The sequence below is a fragment of the Thioalkalivibrio versutus genome, assembly GCF_001999325.1.
GTDB classification, from domain to species: Bacteria; Pseudomonadota; Gammaproteobacteria; order Ectothiorhodospirales; family Ectothiorhodospiraceae; genus Thioalkalivibrio; species Thioalkalivibrio versutus.
Window position 1 is genome coordinate 20,553 of record NZ_MVAR01000038.1, and the last position, 16,643, is coordinate 37,195.

The 16,643-nt window shown below is 62.9% G+C and carries 29 protein-coding genes; 1 reads left to right on the forward strand and 28 read right to left on the reverse strand.

The features are described from left to right. Positions 1-125: 125 nt before the first annotated feature. On the forward strand, positions 126-2,978 hold the full coding sequence (gene uvrA, locus B0684_RS12425) for an excinuclease ABC subunit UvrA (protein WP_018650507.1): 2,853 nt from the start codon (positions 126-128) through the stop codon (positions 2,976-2,978). 172 nt (positions 2,979-3,150) lie between these two features. Here the strand turns inward: uvrA and rplQ are convergent, their stop codons facing one another. The 28 genes from rplQ to rpsJ all read right to left on the reverse strand — a co-directional run bounded on the left by rplQ (position 3,151) and on the right by rpsJ (position 16,607). Further along, on the reverse strand, positions 3,151-3,540 hold the full coding sequence (gene rplQ, locus B0684_RS12430) for a 50S ribosomal protein L17 (protein WP_018146438.1): 390 nt from the start codon (positions 3,538-3,540) through the stop codon (positions 3,151-3,153). A 42-nt stretch (positions 3,541-3,582) separates the two neighbouring features. Continuing rightward, the gene (locus tag B0684_RS12435) at positions 3,583-4,572 is read right to left on the reverse strand and encodes a DNA-directed RNA polymerase subunit alpha (protein ID WP_018168204.1); all 990 of its coding nucleotides are present in this window, start codon (positions 4,570-4,572) and stop codon (positions 3,583-3,585) included. A gap of 30 nt (positions 4,573-4,602) precedes the next feature. Next, entirely contained in the window at positions 4,603-5,223 is a 621-nt protein-coding gene (gene rpsD, locus B0684_RS12440) for a 30S ribosomal protein S4 (RefSeq protein ID WP_018146440.1), read from the reverse strand. A gap of 15 nt (positions 5,224-5,238) precedes the next feature. Further along, on the reverse strand, positions 5,239-5,628 hold the full coding sequence (gene rpsK, locus B0684_RS12445) for a 30S ribosomal protein S11 (RefSeq protein ID WP_017941093.1): 390 nt from the start codon (positions 5,626-5,628) through the stop codon (positions 5,239-5,241). Positions 5,629-5,649: 21 nt separating this feature from the next. After that, a complete protein-coding gene (gene rpsM, locus B0684_RS12450; RefSeq protein ID WP_018139891.1) occupies positions 5,650-6,006 on the reverse strand; it encodes a 30S ribosomal protein S13 in 357 nt (118 codons plus the stop codon). Positions 6,007-6,072: 66 nt separating this feature from the next. After that, positions 6,073-6,186, reverse strand: a complete 114-nt coding sequence (gene rpmJ / locus B0684_RS12455; protein WP_077277041.1) for a 50S ribosomal protein L36 — start codon at positions 6,184-6,186, stop codon at positions 6,073-6,075. Positions 6,187-6,201: 15 nt separating this feature from the next. Beyond that, complete coding sequence (secY, locus tag B0684_RS12460; RefSeq protein WP_018146441.1) at positions 6,202-7,548, reverse strand: preprotein translocase subunit SecY; 1,347 nt, start codon at positions 7,546-7,548, stop codon at positions 6,202-6,204. A 3-nt stretch (positions 7,549-7,551) separates the two neighbouring features. Then, complete coding sequence (gene rplO / locus B0684_RS12465; RefSeq protein WP_018146442.1) at positions 7,552-7,983, reverse strand: 50S ribosomal protein L15; 432 nt, start codon at positions 7,981-7,983, stop codon at positions 7,552-7,554. A gap of 2 nt (positions 7,984-7,985) precedes the next feature. Then, positions 7,986-8,165, reverse strand: a complete 180-nt coding sequence (gene rpmD, locus B0684_RS12470; protein WP_018146443.1) for a 50S ribosomal protein L30 — start codon at positions 8,163-8,165, stop codon at positions 7,986-7,988. 3 nt (positions 8,166-8,168) lie between these two features. Then, positions 8,169-8,675: a 30S ribosomal protein S5 gene (gene rpsE, locus B0684_RS12475; RefSeq protein ID WP_018146444.1), complete on the reverse strand. Its 507-nt coding sequence runs from the start codon at positions 8,673-8,675 to the stop codon at positions 8,169-8,171. A gap of 26 nt (positions 8,676-8,701) precedes the next feature. After that, a complete protein-coding gene (gene rplR / locus B0684_RS12480) occupies positions 8,702-9,055 on the reverse strand; it encodes a 50S ribosomal protein L18 (RefSeq protein ID WP_018168206.1) in 354 nt (117 codons plus the stop codon). Between the two features lie 10 nt (positions 9,056-9,065). Beyond that, positions 9,066-9,596 (reverse strand): 50S ribosomal protein L6, encoded by a 531-nt coding sequence (gene rplF, locus B0684_RS12485; protein WP_018146446.1) that lies wholly within the window; start codon positions 9,594-9,596, stop codon positions 9,066-9,068. 10 nt (positions 9,597-9,606) lie between these two features. Beyond that, a complete protein-coding gene (rpsH, locus tag B0684_RS12490) occupies positions 9,607-9,999 on the reverse strand; it encodes a 30S ribosomal protein S8 (RefSeq protein WP_018650508.1) in 393 nt (130 codons plus the stop codon). A 14-nt stretch (positions 10,000-10,013) separates the two neighbouring features. Continuing rightward, complete coding sequence (gene rpsN / locus B0684_RS12495) at positions 10,014-10,319, reverse strand: 30S ribosomal protein S14 (RefSeq protein WP_019563614.1); 306 nt, start codon at positions 10,317-10,319, stop codon at positions 10,014-10,016. A gap of 15 nt (positions 10,320-10,334) precedes the next feature. Beyond that, the gene (rplE, locus tag B0684_RS12500; RefSeq protein WP_018146449.1) at positions 10,335-10,874 is read right to left on the reverse strand and encodes a 50S ribosomal protein L5; all 540 of its coding nucleotides are present in this window, start codon (positions 10,872-10,874) and stop codon (positions 10,335-10,337) included. A gap of 18 nt (positions 10,875-10,892) precedes the next feature. Beyond that, the gene (gene rplX, locus B0684_RS12505) at positions 10,893-11,207 is read right to left on the reverse strand and encodes a 50S ribosomal protein L24 (protein ID WP_018146450.1); all 315 of its coding nucleotides are present in this window, start codon (positions 11,205-11,207) and stop codon (positions 10,893-10,895) included. A gap of 7 nt (positions 11,208-11,214) precedes the next feature. Then, positions 11,215-11,583: a 50S ribosomal protein L14 gene (rplN, locus tag B0684_RS12510; protein ID WP_018146451.1), complete on the reverse strand. Its 369-nt coding sequence runs from the start codon at positions 11,581-11,583 to the stop codon at positions 11,215-11,217. A gap of 22 nt (positions 11,584-11,605) precedes the next feature. Further along, positions 11,606-11,872 (reverse strand): 30S ribosomal protein S17, encoded by a 267-nt coding sequence (rpsQ, locus tag B0684_RS12515; RefSeq protein WP_018146452.1) that lies wholly within the window; start codon positions 11,870-11,872, stop codon positions 11,606-11,608. Between the two features lie 4 nt (positions 11,873-11,876). Beyond that, entirely contained in the window at positions 11,877-12,071 is a 195-nt protein-coding gene (gene rpmC, locus B0684_RS12520) for a 50S ribosomal protein L29 (protein ID WP_018168209.1), read from the reverse strand. Next, complete coding sequence (gene rplP, locus B0684_RS12525; protein ID WP_017941078.1) at positions 12,071-12,484, reverse strand: 50S ribosomal protein L16; 414 nt, start codon at positions 12,482-12,484, stop codon at positions 12,071-12,073. Before rplP ends, rpmC begins: the two co-directional genes overlap by 1 nt. Positions 12,485-12,494: 10 nt before the next feature. After that, entirely contained in the window at positions 12,495-13,175 is a 681-nt protein-coding gene (gene rpsC, locus B0684_RS12530; protein ID WP_018146454.1) for a 30S ribosomal protein S3, read from the reverse strand. Positions 13,176-13,177: 2 nt separating this feature from the next. Further along, complete coding sequence (gene rplV / locus B0684_RS12535; protein WP_018146455.1) at positions 13,178-13,519, reverse strand: 50S ribosomal protein L22; 342 nt, start codon at positions 13,517-13,519, stop codon at positions 13,178-13,180. 9 nt (positions 13,520-13,528) lie between these two features. Beyond that, complete coding sequence (gene rpsS / locus B0684_RS12540; protein WP_018146456.1) at positions 13,529-13,801, reverse strand: 30S ribosomal protein S19; 273 nt, start codon at positions 13,799-13,801, stop codon at positions 13,529-13,531. A 12-nt stretch (positions 13,802-13,813) separates the two neighbouring features. After that, positions 13,814-14,635, reverse strand: a complete 822-nt coding sequence (rplB, locus tag B0684_RS12545; protein ID WP_018146457.1) for a 50S ribosomal protein L2 — start codon at positions 14,633-14,635, stop codon at positions 13,814-13,816. Positions 14,636-14,637: 2 nt separating this feature from the next. Beyond that, positions 14,638-14,934, reverse strand: a complete 297-nt coding sequence (gene rplW, locus B0684_RS12550) for a 50S ribosomal protein L23 (RefSeq protein ID WP_018146458.1) — start codon at positions 14,932-14,934, stop codon at positions 14,638-14,640. Then, on the reverse strand, positions 14,931-15,536 hold the full coding sequence (gene rplD, locus B0684_RS12555; protein ID WP_018168211.1) for a 50S ribosomal protein L4: 606 nt from the start codon (positions 15,534-15,536) through the stop codon (positions 14,931-14,933). Before rplD ends, rplW begins: the two co-directional genes overlap by 4 nt. Before the next feature lie 4 nt (positions 15,537-15,540). After that, positions 15,541-16,185 (reverse strand): 50S ribosomal protein L3, encoded by a 645-nt coding sequence (gene rplC / locus B0684_RS12560; protein ID WP_018146460.1) that lies wholly within the window; start codon positions 16,183-16,185, stop codon positions 15,541-15,543. A gap of 110 nt (positions 16,186-16,295) precedes the next feature. Beyond that, on the reverse strand, positions 16,296-16,607 hold the full coding sequence (gene rpsJ, locus B0684_RS12565; RefSeq protein WP_017941070.1) for a 30S ribosomal protein S10: 312 nt from the start codon (positions 16,605-16,607) through the stop codon (positions 16,296-16,298). Positions 16,608-16,643: the final 36 nt, after the last annotated feature.

The following is a 16,643-nucleotide window of genomic DNA, read 5'->3' on the forward strand; positions in this document are numbered from 1 at the left end:
GGGAAACCATGGCGAGCGCGGCCCGGGTGTTACCATGGATGGTTTGCGGCGCCCCAATGGAAACACTGATCCGTGTTTTCGCTAGCGCGCCGCGCGACGTAACCCAGTGGAGTCGATCCAGCCCCATGGACAGCATCAGCATTCGCGGCGCCCGCACCCATAACCTGAAGAACGTGGACCTCGACCTGCCGCGCGAACGGCTGATCGTGATTACCGGCGTTTCCGGTTCGGGCAAATCCTCGCTGGCCTTCGACACCCTGTTCGCCGAGGGCCAGCGCCGCTACGTGGAGAGCCTGTCGACCTACGCCCGGCAGTTCCTTTCGATGATGGAAAAGCCCGACGTCGACCAGATCGAGGGTCTGTCGCCGGCGATCTCCATCGAGCAGAAGAGCACCTCGCACAACCCGCGCTCCACCGTCGGGACCATCACCGAGATCTACGACTACCTGCGCCTGCTGTTCGCGCGCGCCGGCGAGCCGCGCTGCCCGGAACACGGCGAGACCCTGGCCGCCCAGACCATCTCGCAGATGGTCGACCAGGTACTCGATCTGCCGGAGGGCGACAAGGTCATGCTGCTGTCGCCCGTGGTCCGCGGCCGCAAGGGCGAACACCACAAGATGCTCGAGGCCATGCGCTCCCAGGGCTACCTGCGCGCGCGTATCAATGGCGAGATCCACGACCTCGACGCCCTCCCGGCGCTGGACCCCAAGCGCAAGCACAACATCGAGATCGTAATCGACCGCTTCCGCGTGCGCGAGGACCTGCGCCAGCGCCTGGCCGAGTCCTTCGAAACCGCCACCGAACTGGCCGATGGCCTGGCGCTGATCGCGTGGATGGACGAGCCGGAACGCGAGCCGATGATCTTCTCGGCGCGCTACGCCTGTCCGATTTGCGGCTATGCCCTGCGCGAGCTGGAGCCCCGGCTGTTCTCGTTCAACAACCCGGCAGGCGCCTGCCCCACCTGCGACGGCCTCGGTGTGCACCAGTTCTTCGACCCCGAACGGGTCGTGTCGCAGCCCGAGCTAAGCCTCGGTGGCGGGGCCGTACGGGGCTGGGATCGGCGCAACGCCTGGTACTTCAGCCTGCTGACCAGTCTCGCCCGGCATTACGACTTCGACGTGGAGGCCCCCTGGCAGGAATTGCCGGCCGAGGTCCGTGCGGTGGTCCTGCATGGTTCGGGCACGGAGAAGGTCAAGCTGTCGACCCCGGCCGCCAACGGCCAACTGCGCACCGACGAACGCGTGTTCGAGGGTGTGATCCCGAACCTGGAGCGGCGCTACCGCGAGACCGACTCCGCGGCAGTGCGCGAGGAACTGGGCCGCTACCAGGCGGAACAGCCCTGCCCCGACTGCCACGGCACGCGCCTCAACTCGGCCGCACGCAACGTCTTTGTCAGCGACATGACCCTGCCCGAGGTCACGCACATGAGCGTGGCCAACGCGCAGGCCTTTTTCGACGACCTCCGCCTGCCGGGACGCTTCGCCCAGATCGCCGAGAAGATCGTGCGCGAGATCTCCGCGCGCCTGGGGTTCCTCAACGATGTCGGCCTCGACTACCTGACCCTGGACCGCTCCGCCGACACGCTTTCCGGCGGCGAGGCCCAGCGTATCCGCCTGGCCTCGCAGATCGGCTCGGCCCTGGTCGGGGTGATGTACATCCTCGACGAGCCATCAATCGGGCTGCACCAGCGCGACAACGCACGCCTGCTGAAGACCCTGAGCCACCTGCGCGACCTCGGCAACACGGTCATCGTGGTGGAGCATGACGAGGATGCCATCCGACAAGCCGATTATGTCGTGGATATCGGGCCCGGCGCGGGTCGCCACGGCGGCCGCATTGTGGCGTCGGGCACCCCGGAGGCGGTCGCGAATCATCCCGATTCCCTCACCGGCGCATACCTGCGCGGCACCCGCTGCATCCCGGTGCCAGACCAGCGGACGCAGCCCGACGCGGAGCGCGAGATCCGCGTAATCGGCGCGCGTGGCAACAACCTGAAGGGCGGTGATTTCGCCTTCCCCACCGGGCTGTTCACCTGCGTGACCGGGGTCTCGGGCTCCGGCAAGTCCACCCTGGTCAACAACACCCTGTACCCGGCCGTCGCCACCGCCCTGCATGGCGGGCGCCACCACATCGAGGATCACGACCGCATCGACGGGATGGAGTTGATCGACAAAGTGGTCGACATCGACCAGAGCCCGATCGGGCGTACCCCGCGCTCCAACCCGGCCACCTATACCGGCCTGTTTACGCCCATACGCGAACTGTTTGCCGCAACCGGCGAGGCCCGCTCGCGCGGCTACAAGCCCGGGCGCTTCTCGTTCAACGTCCGTGGCGGGCGCTGCGAGGCCTGCCAGGGCGATGGCGTGATCAAGGTGGAAATGCACTTCCTGCCGGACGTCTTCGTCCCCTGCGACGTCTGCAAGGGCCATCGCTATAACCGCGAGACCCTGGACGTGCGCTACAAGGGCAAGAATATCCACGAAGTCCTGGAGATGACCGTCGAAGAGGCCCTCGACTTCTTCCAGCCGGTACCGGTGATCCACCGCAAGCTCGAGATGCTGATGGAGGTGGGCCTGTCCTACATCCAGCTGGGGCAGAATGCCACCACCCTTTCCGGTGGCGAGGCCCAGCGCATCAAGCTCGCCCGGGAGCTCTCCAAGCGCGATACCGGTCGTACGCTCTACATCCTCGACGAGCCGACCACCGGCCTCCATTTCGAGGATATCGCCCAGCTCCTGCGCGTGCTCCACCGCCTCCGCGACCATGGCAATACCATCGTCGTGATCGAGCACAACCTCGACGTCATCAAGACCGCCGACTGGCTGATCGACATCGGCCCGGAAGGCGGCAGCGGCGGCGGTGAACTCCTCGTGGCAGGCACCCCCGAAGCGGTGGCCGCCACGGCCCACAGCCACACCGGGCAGTTCCTTGCACCGCTGCTCCCCGCCGCAAGCTCTTCTCACGCCGCCAACGGTTAACCACCCGCGGCCTTTTCCATGTCCACGGGCTGCGCGCCTGCGCACCGTCCCCACAGGCCGCGCTTCCCTCTCTCTTTCTAAATTCGCCGTTACCCAGACGCAAGAAAGCCGGCCCAAGGCCGGCTTTCCAAGCGCTCAACCTGCGAGCGCGCTTTCCTCTGGCGACGAACCCTCAGGCGGCTTCGCCTTCTCCGGCATCCAGTTCCGGACGATCCACGAGTTCAACGTAGGCCATCGGGGCATTATCACCCGCGCGGTTGCCGCACTTCAGGATCCGCAGGTAGCCACCGGGACGCGCCTGGTAGCGCGGACCCAGTTCGGCGAACAGCTTGCCCACAATCTCCTTGTCACGAAGACGGGCAAACGCCAGCCGACGACCGTGAACGCTGTCTTCCTTGGCCAGCGTGATCAGCGGTTCGGCGACGCGACGCAGCTCTTTCGCCTTGGGCAGCGTGGTCTTGATCAGTTCGTGCCGGAACAGGGCCACGGACATGGCCTGAAACGTGGCCTTGCGGTGCGAGCTGTTGCGGCCAAGCTGACGGCCGGAATGACGATGACGCATGAGAGGCTTCCTCTAAAAAACGATGGGCGCGGGGCGCCGTGATTACTCGTTGTCGTCGCGCAGACCCGGCGGCGGCCAGTTCTCGAGACGCATGCCGAGCGACAGCCCGTGGGTCGCCAGCGTGTCCTTGATCTCAGTCAGCGACTTCTTGCCGAGGTTCGGCGCACGCAGCAACTCGACCTCGGTGCGCTGGACGAGATCCCCAATGTAGTACAGGTTCTCGGCCTTCAGGCAGTTGGCCGAACGCACCGTCAGTTCCAGCTCGTCCACCGGACGCAGCAGCACCGGGTCGATCGCGCCACCCACGGCACCCGCCACTTCGGCCGACTCTTCTTGCAAGTCAACGAACGGCGCCAGCTGGCCTTGAAGGATCGTCGCGGCTTGACGCACGGCGTCATCCGGGGCGATCGCACCATTGGTTTCGAGCTCGAGCACCAGGCGATCCATATCGGTCCGCTGGGCCAGACGCGCGCTTTCGACGCGATAGGACACGCGGCGAATCGGGCTGAAGCTGGCGTCCAGCAACAGTCGACCAATACCCGTGTCATCCCCACCCTCGGCTTGCCGACGCGTGCTGACGGGTTCGTACCCGCGACCCGCGCGAGCCGTCAGAGTGATGTCCAGATCCACGTTCTTGGTGATCGTCGCGATCACGTGTTCCGGGTTCACCACCTCGACATCATGGTCGACCTGAATGTCGCCGGCCGTCACCACGCTCGGACCCTTCTTCCTCAGAGTCAGCGTGGACTCGTCGCGGCTGTGCATACGCAGCGCAACACCCTTCAGGTTCAGCAGAATGTCGACGACATCTTCCTGTACTCCTTCGATGGTGGTGTACTCGTGCAGCACGCCTTCAATCCGGGCCTCGACAATGGCGGCACCCGGGATGGACGACAGCAACACACGTCGCAGGGCATTGCCCAGGGTGTGGCCGAAGCCGCGTTCCAGCGGCTCGAGGGCGACCTTGGCCTGATTCCGATTCTCGGCCTCGACCTCGATCTGCTGTTTCTTGACCAGTTCGTTCGACTGCATTGTGACTCCTGGCGCCAGGCCGAAAAACGATTACTTCGAGTACAGCTCGACGACGAGCGACTCGTTGATGTCCGCAGGCAGATCGGAACGATCCGGGATCGCCTTGAACGTACCCTCGAACTTGCTGGTGTCCACTTCGATCCAGCTCGGGAACCCGGTCTGCTCGGCCAGCGTCATCGAGTCCTGGATGCGCACCTGCTTGCGCGCTTTCTCCCGGACCGTAACCACGTCGGACGGCTGCACCTGGTAGGCCGCGATGTTGACCACCTGCCCGTTCACCTGGATCGCACGATGCGCAACCAGCTGGCGCGCTTCGGAGCGGGTGGAGCCGAAGCCCATGCGGTACACCACGTTATCCAGACGACCTTCCAGCAGCTTCAACAAGTTCTCACCCGTCGAGCCCTTGCGCTGAGCGGCCTTCTTGTAATAGTTGCGGAACTGCTTTTCCAGCACGCCGTAGATGCGGCGAAGCTTCTGCTTCTCGCGCAGCTGCACGGCGTAGTCCGACAGGCGAGTACGGCGTTCACCGTGCTGACCCGGCGGCTTGTCGAGCTTGCACTTTGTTTCCAGCGCACGGACCCCACTCTTGAGGCCCAGGTCCACGCCTTCACGGCGACTCAACTTGCATTTCGGTCCAATGTAACGAGCCATTCTTCAACTCCAGCCTTAAACGCGGCGTTTCTTGGGCGGCCGGCAGCCGTTGTGAGGGATCGGGGTTACATCACTGATATTCGTGATCTTGAACCCGGCATTGTTCAGCGCACGTACCGCCGACTCGCGACCCGGACCCGGGCCCCGCACCATCACGTCGAGATTCTTCACGCCGTGTTCGGCCGCAGTCGTCCCGGCGCGCTCGGCCGCGATCTGCGCGGCGAACGGCGTCGACTTGCGGGAACCACGGAAACCCGAACCACCGGAGGTGGCCCAGCTGATCGTGTTCCCCTGCCGGTCGGTGATCGTGATGATCGTGTTGTTGAACGTGGCGTACACATGAGCCACGCCCTCGGCGATATTTTTGCGGACCTTTTTCTTGGTCCGTGTTTGCGCTTGTGCCATGTACCTGAGATCCCAGTCTGATTACTTGCGAATCGGGCGACGCGGGCCCTTTCGGGTGCGTGCATTCGTCTGCGTCTGCTGACCGCGCAGCGGCAGGCCGCGACGGTGGCGCACGCCACGGTAGCAGCCCAGATCCATCAATCGCTTGATGTTCATGCTGACTTCCCGGCGCAGATCCCCTTCAACGGGGATCTTGTCGATCTGGGCGCGCAGCGCATCCACTTCGGCATCCGTCAGATCCCGCACCTTGATGTCCCGACGCACACCCGCCCCATCGCAGATCAGGCCGGCCCGAGTCGGGCCAATGCCATAGATCGCGGTCAGCGCGATTACCGTGTGCTTCTGGTCAGGAATATTGATTCCAGCGACGCGAGCCATCCAACTTCTCCATCAAAATCCGGCAAAGCCGGCTATAGTAGCAATGATTATGCGTTACGCCAAGCTTCAGCCCTGACGCTGCTTGTGGCGGGCGTCGGAACAGATCACCCGGACCACGCCATTACGCCGAATGACTTTGCAGTTCCGGCACATCGGCTTTACAGATGCACGTACCTTCATGGTCTTTCTCCTGGTCTAGCGGATCCCGGTCCCGCCGAAACCCTTCAGATTCGCTTTCTTCATCAAGCCTTCGTACTGGTGGGACACCAGATGCGACTGCAACTGCGCCATGAAATCCATCACCACGATCACGATGATCAGAAGCGAGGTCCCGCCAAAGTAGAAGGGCACGTTCCAATACAGGATCAGGAACTCCGGCAGCAGGCACACTGCGGTGATGTACACCGCCCCCACCGCCGTCAGTCGAGTCATGACCCCGTCAATGAATCTTTCGGTCTGGACACCTGGCCGGATCCCCGGAATGAAGGCGCCCTGCTTCTTCAGATTTTCCGCCGTATCGCGTGAGTTGAACACCAGCGCGGTATAGAAGAAGCAGAAGAAAATAATCGCAGCCGCATAGAACATCACGTACAGCGGCTGTCCCGGCGCCAGCGTCGTCGAGATCTCCCGCAGCCAGTCCATCCCTTCAGCCTGGCCGAACCACTGCCCCAACGTCGACGGGAAAAGAATGATACTCGATGCGAAGATCGGCGGGATCACCCCGGCCATGTTCAGCTTCAGCGGCAGGTGCGAGGACTGGCCACCGACCATCTTCCTTCCCACCTGGCGTTTGGCGTAATTGATCGTCACTCGGCGTTGCCCGCGCTCGACGAACACCACGAAGGCGGTCACCGCCAGGGCCAGGACGATCAGAATCACCACGAATGCTGCCGCCAGTTCTCCGGTGCGGGCCAGCTCCAGGGTTCCGCCAATCGCGCCCGGAAGCCCTGCGACGATACCGGCGAAGATTATGATCGAGATCCCGTTGCCAATGCCGCGTTCCGTAATCTGCTCACCCAGCCACATCAGGAACAGCGTCCCCGTCACCAGCGAGACCACAACGGTGAAGATGAAGATCGGGCCCGGGTTGAGGGCCATCGGCATCCCCTGGATGGTCTGACCATTCAAGGCAATCCCGATCCCGATACTCTGGAACAGCGCCAGCGCCACGGTCCCGTAGCGCGTGTACTGCGTAATCTTGCGCCGTCCCTGTTCGCCCTCTTTCTTCAATTGCTGGAGCGCCGGTACGGTCGCGGCCAGAAGCTGCATGATGATGGCGGCCGAGATGTACGGCATCACCCCCAGCGCAAAGATCGACAGGCGCTCCAGCGCCCCCCCGGAAAACATGTTGAACATGTCCAGGATGGTCCCGCTTTGCTGTTCGAAGAACTGCGAGACGGCCACCGGGTTAATACCGGGCACCGGAATGAAGGTACCGATCCGGTACACCACCAGGGCACCCAGAACGAACAGCAGGCGTTGGCGTAACTCGGTAAAACCGGTGAGCCCGCCACCGGAACGTGCTGTCGCTCCACGTGCCATTATTTAGGCCTCAACGCTCCCGCCAGCGGCTTCGATCGCCGCCCGCGCACCCTTGGTCACGCCCACGCCCTTCACGGCACAGGCCTTCGAGACTTCACCGGAGGCGAAGATCTTGGCGCTCTGCGCATCGCTGCGCACGACGCCTGCAGCCTTCAGGGTGTCCAGGGTCACGTCGCCGTCGACCTTGGCCAGTTCGCTGAGACGCACTTCGGCCGAATACTGTTGCTTGCGCGAGCGGAAGCCCACCTTCGGCAGGCGACGCTGCAGCGGCATCTGGCCGCCTTCGAAGCCGACCTTCGTGTAACCACCCGAGCGAGACTTCTGACCCTTGTGGCCGCGGCCGCCGGTCTTGCCCAGACCGGAGCCAATTCCCCGACCGACGCGCTTGGCCGGCTTGCGGGCACCGTCGGGGCTGGAAATGTTATTCAGTCGCATGATTAGACTTCCTCTACCTTCAGCAGGTACGAGACCTTCTTGACCATGCCCAGGTTCTCGGGCGTGGCCTCGATGATCGCGCTGCTGTGGGTCTTGCGCAGCCCGAGTCCACGCACGCACGCCTTGTGCGTGGCGATACGGCCGGCGGTGCTGCGTACCAGTGTCAGTTTCAGCTTGCTCATGGCTTAGCTCTTCACTTCGTCGACGGACTTGCCGCGCTTGGCCGCAACCCGTTCCGGCGAGTTCACCATGGTGAGCCCGTCGATGGTCGCCTGCACGACGTTGATGGGGTTGCGCGAACCGACACACTTGGCCAGCACGTTACGCACGCCCGCTACTTCGAGCACTGCGCGCATCGCGCCGCCGGCGATGATCCCGGTACCCTCAGAGGCCGGCTGCATGTAGACATTGGCCGCGCCATGATGCCCGTTCACCGCATAGTGCAGCGTGCCTTCATTCAGCGACACATTGCGCATTTCCATGCGCGCCTGCTGCATTGCCTTCTGAATGGCCGCCGGCACCTCGCGCGCCTTCGCGTATCCGTACCCGACTCGTCCCTCGCCATCACCGACGACGGTCAGTGCGGCAAACCGGAACTGCCGGCCGCCCTTGACCACCTTCGCAACGCGGTTGACGCCAATCAGCTTTTCCTGGAGGCCGTCCTGCGCTTCGCTTACATCGTTACGTGCCATTTCTCTCTCCGCTCGATCGCGTTTGACTAGAACTGCAGGCCGCTTTCACGGGCAGCGTCGGCAAGTGCCTTCACCCGTCCGTGATAACGAAAACCCGCGCGGTCAAACGCGACCTGTTCGATCCCTGCTTTGCGCGCACGCTCCGCGATGGCCTGGCCCACGCGGGCGGCGGCCTCGGCGTTGCCGGTGGAACCCCCGGCATTCTTCAGATCCTTCTCCACGGTCGACGCCGCGGCAAGCACCGCGTCGCCCGAGGGGGCAATGATCTGCGCGTACATGTGGCGCGGCGTCCGGTGGATACAGAGACGATGCACCCCCAGCTCACGGATCTTGAACCGTGCGCGCCGCGCCCTCTTAAGTCTGGCCTCTTTCTTGTCCACTGGTGCCTACCTACTTCTTCTTGGCTTCTTTGCGCACGATGCGCTCGTCTTTGTACTTCACGCCCTTGCCCTTGTAGGGCTCCGGCGGGCGGAAGGCGCGAATATTCGCTGCCACCTGGCCCACCTTCTGGCGATCCGTTCCCTTGACCACGACCTCGGTCGGGGTCGGTGTCTCCACCGTCACGCCTTCCGGAATGTCGAAGTCGATCGGATGCGAGTACCCGAGCGTCAGGTTCAGCTTCGCGCCCTGCATTTGGGCGCGATAGCCGACGCCGACCAACTCCAGCGCCCGGACGAACCCTTCGCTCACCCCGTGGACATGATTGCCCAGGAGTGCCCGAATAGTACCCGCCAACGCGACATTCTTCGCGTTCTCCGTGGCCTTCACTCGAACCACCCCGTCCTCGACGGTAACGATCACGGCTTCGGGGCAGGTGAGCTGTAGCTCGCCCTTCGGACCCTTGATCTTGATCTCGCTGTCCGACTGCTCGACGGAGACGCCGTTCGGCAGCTTGATCGGCAGATTTGCAATGCGCGACATGGCTGATTCCTCAGTAAATCTTGCAGAGGACTTCGCCGCCCTGGCCTGCGGCCCGGGCAGCGCGGTCACTCATGACACCCTGTGGCGTGGAGACCACGGCAACCCCGAGACCGGCGTTAATCCGCGGCAGCTCGTCCTTGCCGCGATAAATCCGCAGGCCCGGACGCGAGATCCGCTCGACGGTCTCGATGACCGGCCGTCCCTCGAAGTACTTCAGCTTCACCACCAGCTTCTTCTGGGCAACTTCGCCCTCGACCTGGATGTCGCTTACGAAACCCTCATCGGCGAAGACCTTAAGGATTCGCTCCTTGGCCTTGCTGAAAGGAATGGCGACCTGCTCCTTGTTCGCACGCTGGGCGTTGCGAACACGGGTGAGCATGTCGGAAATCGGATCGGTCATCATCGGTTCAAATCTCCTTACCAGCTCGCCTTGCGCAGGCCCGGAATCTCGCCCTTCATGGCGTGTTCGCGCAGCTTGTTGCGCCCCAGGCCAAACCGGCGGTAATAACCTTTCGGCCGACCGGTGACGCCGCACCGGTTCGTCTGCCGAACGCGCGCGGAATCACGCGGCAGCTTTTGCAGCGCATGCATGGCCGCCAGGCGTTCTTCGGACGACTTGGTCTCGTCGACCAGGATCGCCTTCAGCTCGGCCCGCTTGGCCGCGTACTTGTTGACCAGTCGCTCGCGCTTTTTCTCGCGTTCGAGCATCGATGTCTTTGCCATGTGCGCCTACCTCGGTTACTGCCGGAACGGGAATCGGAAGGCCTCCAAAAGGGCCTTGGCTTCCGCGTCCGTTCTTGCACTGGTGGTAATCGTGATGTCCATGCCGCGCAATTTGTCGACACGGTCGTAATCGATCTCCGGGAAGATGATCTGTTCCTTGATGCCCATGCTGTAGTTGCCACGGCCATCGAAGGCTTTCGCGGAAAACCCGCGGAAGTCACGCACGCGCGGCAGCGCTACGCTAATCAGGCGATCCAGGAACTCGTACATCTGCCGCCGGCGCAAAGTGACCTTGCAGCCGATCGGATAGTCATCGCGGATCTTGAACCCGGCGATCGACTTGCGCGCCTTGGTCACCACCGGCTTCTGCCCGGCAATGGCCGTCATGTCGCTGACCGCGTGCTCGATCACCTTCTTGTCCGCAACGGCATCACCCAGACCCATATTCAGGGTCACCTTGGTGACACGCGGGATTTCCATCACGTTGGCATAGCTGAACTGCTCGCGCAGGGCCTGCTTCACCGTGGATTCGTATTCTTCTCTCAAGCGTTCCATAAAACCGTCCGTCCCGCGTTATGCGTCCACGACTTCGCCGTTCGAGCGGAAGACCCGCACCTTACGGCCGTCTTCCAGGGTCTTGAACGACACGCGATCACCCTTGTCGGTTGCTGGGTTGAAGACCATCACGTTGGACACATCGATCGGCATTTCCTTCTCGATGATCCCACCGCCGACACCCTGTTGCGGGTTCGGCTTCTGATGCTTCTTCACCATGTTGATGTTCTGAACCAGAACCTTGCCATCGAGGACCTTGATAATGGTGCCCCGGCGACCCTTGTCCTTGCCAGAAATCACGACGACATCGTCGCCTTTGCGAATCTTGTTCATCACGTCCTCACAGCACTTCCGGGGCGAGGGAGATAATCTTCATGTACTTCTCCCCTCGCAGTTCACGCGTCACCGGCCCGAAGATACGGGTGCCGATCGGCTGGTGCTGGTTGTTCAGCAGGACCGCGGCGTTGCGGTCGAAGCGGATCAGCGATCCATCCGCACGGCGCACGCCCGCGGCCGTGCGCACCACGACGGCGTCATAGACATCGCCCTTCTTCACCTTGCCACGCGGGATCGCATCCTTGACGCTCACCTTGATGACGTCGCCCACCCGGGCGTACCGGCGGTGCGACCCGCCCAGCACCTTGATGCACTGGATGCGTCGGGCACCGCTGTTATCGGCGGCCTCGAGCACGGTCTGCATTTGAATCATGACTTATCTCCTGGCAGCCGATTCAGAGAGCGTCCTGCCCGACCACTTCGATCAGGGCATGATGCTTCTGCTTGGAAATCGGCCGGCATTCACGGATACGAACCCGATCGCCCATGCGCGATACATTTTCTTCGTCATGGACGTGCAGTTTCGTGCTGCGACGAATGAACTTCCCGTACAGCGGATGACGGACGCGACGCTCGACAAGAACCGTGCGGGTCTTGTCCGTCTTGTCGCTAATCACGCGCCCGACGACGGAACGCTGAGTCCTGGAACCTTCTTCGGTCATTGTCTTAACCTGCCCTTCTACGTTCATTCATCAGCGTCTTGATCTGCGCGATCTCGCGCCGCACCTTGCCGACACGATCCGGGCGCGCAAGCTGCCCGACCGACTTCTGCATGCGAAGGCCGAACTGTTCCTTGTAGAGCGCTTCCAGCTCCTGGTCCAGATCGCCGTCCGACTTCTTTCTGAGCTCTTCTGCTTTCATCACATCACCTGCCGACGGGTAAACACCGTCTTGACCGGGAGCTTGGCGGCGGCCAGACGCATTGCCTCACGCGCAACGTCTTCATGCACACCTTCCATCTCGTAGAGCACGCGGCCGGGCTGGATCTTGCAGACCCAGTACTCGACACCGCCCTTGCCCTTGCCCATGCGCACTTCAAGCGGCTTCTTGGTGACCGGGACGTCCGGGAACACCCGGATCCAGATCTTCCCGCCACGCTTGATGTGACGCACCATCGCACGCCGCGCCGCCTCGATCTGGCGCGCGGTAATGCGACCGCGTTCCACGGCCTGAAGGCCGTACTCGCCGAAGCTGACCTTGGCGCCGGTGGAGGCCATGCCCCGGTTCCGGCCCTTGAACTGCTTGCGGAATTTGGTTCTTTTTGGCTGCAACATGGTCTATGTCCTAGCTCGCGTTGGCCGCAGCGCGCGTCCCTTCGACCGGTTCCAGGCCGAAAACTTCGCCCTTGAAGATCCACACCTTGACGCCGATGATCCCGTAGGTCGTACGCGCCTCGGCGAAACCGTAGTCGATGTCCGCACGCAGGGTGTGCAGCGGCACGCGGCCTTCGCGGTACCACTCGGAACGCGCGATCTCGGCGCCATTGAGACGACCGGCCACGTGCACCTTGATGCCCTGGGCACCCAGGCGCATCGCATTACCCACGGCGCGCTTCATCGCACGACGGAACATAATCCGGCGTTCAAGCTGCTGGGCGATGCCTTCCGCGACCAGCTGGGCTTCGATCTCGGGCTTGCGCACCTCTTCGATGTTGATCTTGACGTTGCCCTGCTCCAGGCCCGTCTCGGCTGCCACTTCGCGGCGCAGCTTCTCGATGTCCTCGCCCTTCTTGCCGATCACAATCCCCGGACGTGCCGTGTGAATCGTGATGTGCGCGGCCTTGGCGGGACGCTCGATGGTGATTCGGCTGACCGACGCGTGGGCAAGTTTCTTCTGCAGAAACGTGCGCAGCTTGATGTCGTTGTTCAGCGTCTCACCAAACTCGCGACCGTCCGCGTACCAGGTCGCCGACCACGGGCGAGAAATGCCCAGCCGGATGCCGGTTGGATGTACTTTCTGACCCATGGTTAGTTCGCTCCCTTCTCGCTCACGCCCACTACAATGTGGCTGGTGCGCTTCATGATGCGGTTGCCGCGACCCTTGGCTCGCGCCTGCATGCGCTTGAGAACCGGGCCTTCGTCGATCTGGATGCGCGAGATGCGCAGCTCGTCGATGTCTGCACCGTCATTGTTCTCCGCATTGGCAATCGCGGATTCCAGCACCTTTTTTACAATCGCTGCCGGCTTTTTGGGGCTGAAAGTCAACTCGTTCAGAGCCTCTTCCACCCGCATGCCACGAACCTGGTCGGCGACCAGCCGCGTCTTCTGCGGCGAGATGCGCGCGTAGCGCAGTTTTGCAATCGTCTCCATCGTTCGTCCTCAGCGCGACTTCTTGTTGGCGATGTGACCCTTGAAGGTCCGCGTCAACGCAAACTCGCCCAGCTTGTGGCCGACCATGTTTTCGTTGACCAGCACCGGAATATGTTGACGCCCGTTGTGTACCGCGAGGGTGAGACCCACCATCTGCGGGATGATCATCGAGCGGCGCGACCAGGTCTTGATCGGACGCCGATCGTTCTTCTCGAGCGCCTCATCCACCTTCTTGCGAAGGTGATGGTCGACGAACGGGCCTTTCTTCAGTGAACGCGGCATGCTGGCACTCCGTTACTTCTTGCGCCGACGCACGATCATGCCGTCGGTACGTTTGTTGTTGCGGGTCTTGTAACCCTTGGTCGGGCGGCCCCACGGGGTCACCGGGTGACGCCCGAAGTTGCGACCTTCACCACCACCATGCGGGTGGTCGACCGGGTTCATCGCAGTACCACGCACGGTTGGGCGGACACCCATCCAGCGTTTGGCACCGGCCTTCCCGAATTTCTTGAGGCTGTGCTCGCTGTGACCGACTTCGCCGATCGTGGCCCGGCACTCGGACTGGATGCGGCGCATCTCACCGGAGCGCAGGCGAATCGTCGCGTGCGCGCCTTCACGTGCCACGACCTGGGCCGAGGCACCGGCGGACCGCGCAATCTGCGCTCCCTTCCCCGGCTTCATCTCGATGCAGTGAATCACCGTGCCCACCGGAATGGAGCGCAGCGGCATCGCGTTACCCACGCGAATCGGGGCCTGCGAGCCGCTAGTCACGGCATCACCCTGCTTCAGCCCGCGAGGCGCAATAATGTACCGGCGTTCGCCGTCAGAGTACAGTACTAACGCCAAATGAGCGCTGCGGTTCGGATCATACTCCAGCCGCTCGACCTTGCCGGGCACGCCATCCTTGTTCCGCTTGAAGTCAACGATGCGGTAGCGCTGCTTGTGGCCACCACCGACGTGCCGCGTGGTAATCCGGCCAGCGTTGTTGCGGCCGCCCGAGCGGGTCTGCTTTTCGAGCAGCGCCGCGTGCGGCGCGCCCTTGTGCAGACCGTCGCCACGGATCTTCACCGCGTGACGGCGCCCGGCAGAGGTCGGATTGGTCTTGATAATCGCCATGACTAGACCTGTTCTCCTTCACCCATGTCGATGCTCTCGCCTTCAGCGAGGGCCACATAGGCCTTTTTCCAGTGGTTGCGACGCCCGAACATGCGACCGAAGCGCTTGTTCTTGCCCTGCTGGTTCAGCGTGCGCACGTGCTCCACACGAACCTCGAACAGCTTCTCGATCGCGGCCTTGATCTCGGCCTTGTCCGCATCCGGCAGCACACGGAACACGTATTGCCCCACTTCGCCGGCGTTGGTCGACTTCTCCGACACCACCGGACCCTGAATAATCTGCATCAGACGCGAATTCATGCCAGCCACTCCTCAAGCTTGCGGATGGCGCCTTCCGTAATCACGACCGTATCGGCCCCGACCAGGTTGGCGGGATTGACACCGCTCACATCGATCACATCCACGTGCGGGACGTTGCTCAACGCACGTTCGGTCATCGCGTCATCCTCGGCCAGCACCACCAGCCCCCGCTCCAGGCCGAGCTCGCCGAGCTTGGCAATGCCGTCACGGGTCTTGCCCGACTCGACGGCGAATGCAGCGACCACTTTCAGGCGATCCTGCCGCAGCAGTTCGGAGAGGATGGACGCCATAGCGGCGCGGTACATCTTCTTGTTCAGCTTCTGCGAGAAATCCTGAGTGCGCGCAGCGAACACCTTGCCGCCACCCGTCCACAGCGGGCTGCGAATCGTACCAGCGCGAGCGCGCCCAGTCCCTTTCTGGCGGAACGGCTTGATGCCGCCGCCACTGACCTGGGCCCGGGTCTTCTGGGCACGGGTCCCGCTGCGGGCGCCGGCCAGCTGAGCGACGACGCTCTGATGCACCAGCGGTTCATTGAAATCCCGCTCAAAGCAGGTGGCGGACAGCTCCACGCTGGCCCCGGTATCGGCAGTCGTAACTTGCATTGTTTTAACCCTTCGCCTTCACGGCCGGACGAATCATCACGTCGGTACTCGGCGCGCCCGGCACGGCACCCTGAACCAGGACCAGGCTGCGATCAGCGTCGACGCGCACCACCTTGAGGTTCTGGATGGTTTTGCGCTCGGCGCCCATGTGCCCGGCCATCTTCTTGCCCTTGAACACACGGCCCGGGCTCTGGTTCTGACCAATGGAACCCGGAGCGCGATGCGCCAGCGAGTTGCCATGGGTCGCATCCTGGGTGCGGAAGTTGTGACGCTTCACGGCACCCTGGAAACCCTTGCCCTTGCTCTGAGCGGTCACATCCACGATCTGCCCCTCCTCGAACCGGTCGACGGTGATTGCATCACCGGCAGCCAGGCCTTCGAGGTCGGTCTCGTCGACGCGAAACTCCCACAGACCGCGCCCGGGCTCCACCGACGCCGCGGCGTAGTGCCCGGCCTCCGGCTTGCTTACCCGGGACGGCTTGCGCGAGCCCGCCGTCACCTGGACCGCGTTGTAGCCGTCGCCTTCGGTGCGCTTGATCTGGACCACGCGATTGTTGTCCACCTGTAGCACCGTAACCGGCACAGAGACGCCATCGTCCGTAAAGACGCGCGACATGCCGAGCTTGCGACCGATGAGTCCAAGAGCCATTACAAAACCCCTTCCGTATCAGACGGCGCTAACAAGCGCCCTAAAGCCGTGGCCCGGCGAAAATTCCGCCGGGCCACGGAAAGCCCAATAGTATGGCAGAAAATTTAACGTTAGTTAAGCCTGATCTGAACATTTACGCCTGCAGCCAGATCCAGCTTCATCAGGGCATCCACGGTCTTGTCGGTCGGATCGAGGATATCCATCAGTCGCTTGTGCGTGCGCAGCTCGTACTGGTCCCGCGCGTCCTTGTTGACGTGCGGCGAAACCAGGACGGTATACGCCTCGCTCTTGGTCGGCAGGGGGATCGGGCCCTTGACTCGGGCACCGGTCCGCTTCGCAGTCTCGACGATCTCGGCCGCGGAACGGTCGATCAGTCGATGATCAAAGGCCTTCAGACGAATTCGAATGCGCTGGTTAGCCATCTGGTTCACTCAATAATCTTGGAGACGACGCCGGCG

What these genes read in the sequence shown, in the direction of transcription:
- uvrA (WP_018650507.1), top strand. Translation starts at nt 126, where the DNA reads ATGGACAGCATCAGCATTCGCGGCGCCCGCACCCATAACCTGAAGAAC.
- rplQ (WP_018146438.1), bottom strand. Translation starts at nt 3,540, where the DNA reads ATGCGTCATCGTCATTCCGGCCGTCAGCTTGGCCGCAACAGCTCGCAC.
- B0684_RS12435 (WP_018168204.1), bottom strand. Translation starts at nt 4,572, where the DNA reads ATGCAGTCGAACGAACTGGTCAAGAAACAGCAGATCGAGGTCGAGGCC.
- rpsD (WP_018146440.1), bottom strand. Translation starts at nt 5,223, where the DNA reads ATGGCTCGTTACATTGGACCGAAATGCAAGTTGAGTCGCCGTGAAGGC.
- rpsK (WP_017941093.1), bottom strand. Translation starts at nt 5,628, where the DNA reads ATGGCACAAGCGCAAACACGGACCAAGAAAAAGGTCCGCAAAAATATC.
- rpsM (WP_018139891.1), bottom strand. Translation starts at nt 6,006, where the DNA reads ATGGCTCGCGTCGCTGGAATCAATATTCCTGACCAGAAGCACACGGTA.
- rpmJ (WP_077277041.1), bottom strand. Translation starts at nt 6,186, where the DNA reads ATGAAGGTACGTGCATCTGTAAAGCCGATGTGCCGGAACTGCAAAGTC.
- secY (WP_018146441.1), bottom strand. Translation starts at nt 7,548, where the DNA reads ATGGCACGTGGAGCGACAGCACGTTCCGGTGGCGGGCTCACCGGTTTT.
- rplO (WP_018146442.1), bottom strand. Translation starts at nt 7,983, where the DNA reads ATGCGACTGAATAACATTTCCAGCCCCGACGGTGCCCGCAAGCCGGCC.
- rpmD (WP_018146443.1), bottom strand. Translation starts at nt 8,165, where the DNA reads ATGAGCAAGCTGAAACTGACACTGGTACGCAGCACCGCCGGCCGTATC.
- rpsE (WP_018146444.1), bottom strand. Translation starts at nt 8,675, where the DNA reads ATGGCACGTAACGATGTAAGCGAAGCGCAGGACGGCCTCCAGGAAAAG.
- rplF (WP_018146446.1), bottom strand. Translation starts at nt 9,596, where the DNA reads ATGTCGCGCATTGCAAATCTGCCGATCAAGCTGCCGAACGGCGTCTCC.
- rpsH (WP_018650508.1), bottom strand. Translation starts at nt 9,999, where the DNA reads ATGATGACCGATCCGATTTCCGACATGCTCACCCGTGTTCGCAACGCC.
- rpsN (WP_019563614.1), bottom strand. Translation starts at nt 10,319, where the DNA reads ATGGCAAAGACATCGATGCTCGAACGCGAGAAAAAGCGCGAGCGACTG.
- rplE (WP_018146449.1), bottom strand. Translation starts at nt 10,874, where the DNA reads ATGGAACGCTTGAGAGAAGAATACGAATCCACGGTGAAGCAGGCCCTG.
- rplX (WP_018146450.1), bottom strand. Translation starts at nt 11,207, where the DNA reads ATGAACAAGATTCGCAAAGGCGACGATGTCGTCGTGATTTCTGGCAAG.
- rplN (WP_018146451.1), bottom strand. Translation starts at nt 11,583, where the DNA reads ATGATTCAAATGCAGACCGTGCTCGAGGCCGCCGATAACAGCGGTGCC.
- rpsQ (WP_018146452.1), bottom strand. Translation starts at nt 11,872, where the DNA reads ATGACCGAAGAAGGTTCCAGGACTCAGCGTTCCGTCGTCGGGCGCGTG.
- rpmC (WP_018168209.1), bottom strand. Translation starts at nt 12,071, where the DNA reads ATGAAAGCAGAAGAGCTCAGAAAGAAGTCGGACGGCGATCTGGACCAG.
- rplP (WP_017941078.1), bottom strand. Translation starts at nt 12,484, where the DNA reads ATGTTGCAGCCAAAAAGAACCAAATTCCGCAAGCAGTTCAAGGGCCGG.
- rpsC (WP_018146454.1), bottom strand. Translation starts at nt 13,175, where the DNA reads ATGGGTCAGAAAGTACATCCAACCGGCATCCGGCTGGGCATTTCTCGC.
- rplV (WP_018146455.1), bottom strand. Translation starts at nt 13,519, where the DNA reads ATGGAGACGATTGCAAAACTGCGCTACGCGCGCATCTCGCCGCAGAAG.
- rpsS (WP_018146456.1), bottom strand. Translation starts at nt 13,801, where the DNA reads ATGCCGCGTTCACTGAAGAAAGGCCCGTTCGTCGACCATCACCTTCGC.
- rplB (WP_018146457.1), bottom strand. Translation starts at nt 14,635, where the DNA reads ATGGCGATTATCAAGACCAATCCGACCTCTGCCGGGCGCCGTCACGCG.
- rplW (WP_018146458.1), bottom strand. Translation starts at nt 14,934, where the DNA reads ATGAATTCGCGTCTGATGCAGATTATTCAGGGTCCGGTGGTGTCGGAG.
- rplD (WP_018168211.1), bottom strand. Translation starts at nt 15,536, where the DNA reads ATGCAAGTTACGACTGCCGATACCGGGGCCAGCGTGGAGCTGTCCGCC.
- rplC (WP_018146460.1), bottom strand. Translation starts at nt 16,185, where the DNA reads ATGGCTCTTGGACTCATCGGTCGCAAGCTCGGCATGTCGCGCGTCTTT.
- rpsJ (WP_017941070.1), bottom strand. Translation starts at nt 16,607, where the DNA reads ATGGCTAACCAGCGCATTCGAATTCGTCTGAAGGCCTTTGATCATCGA.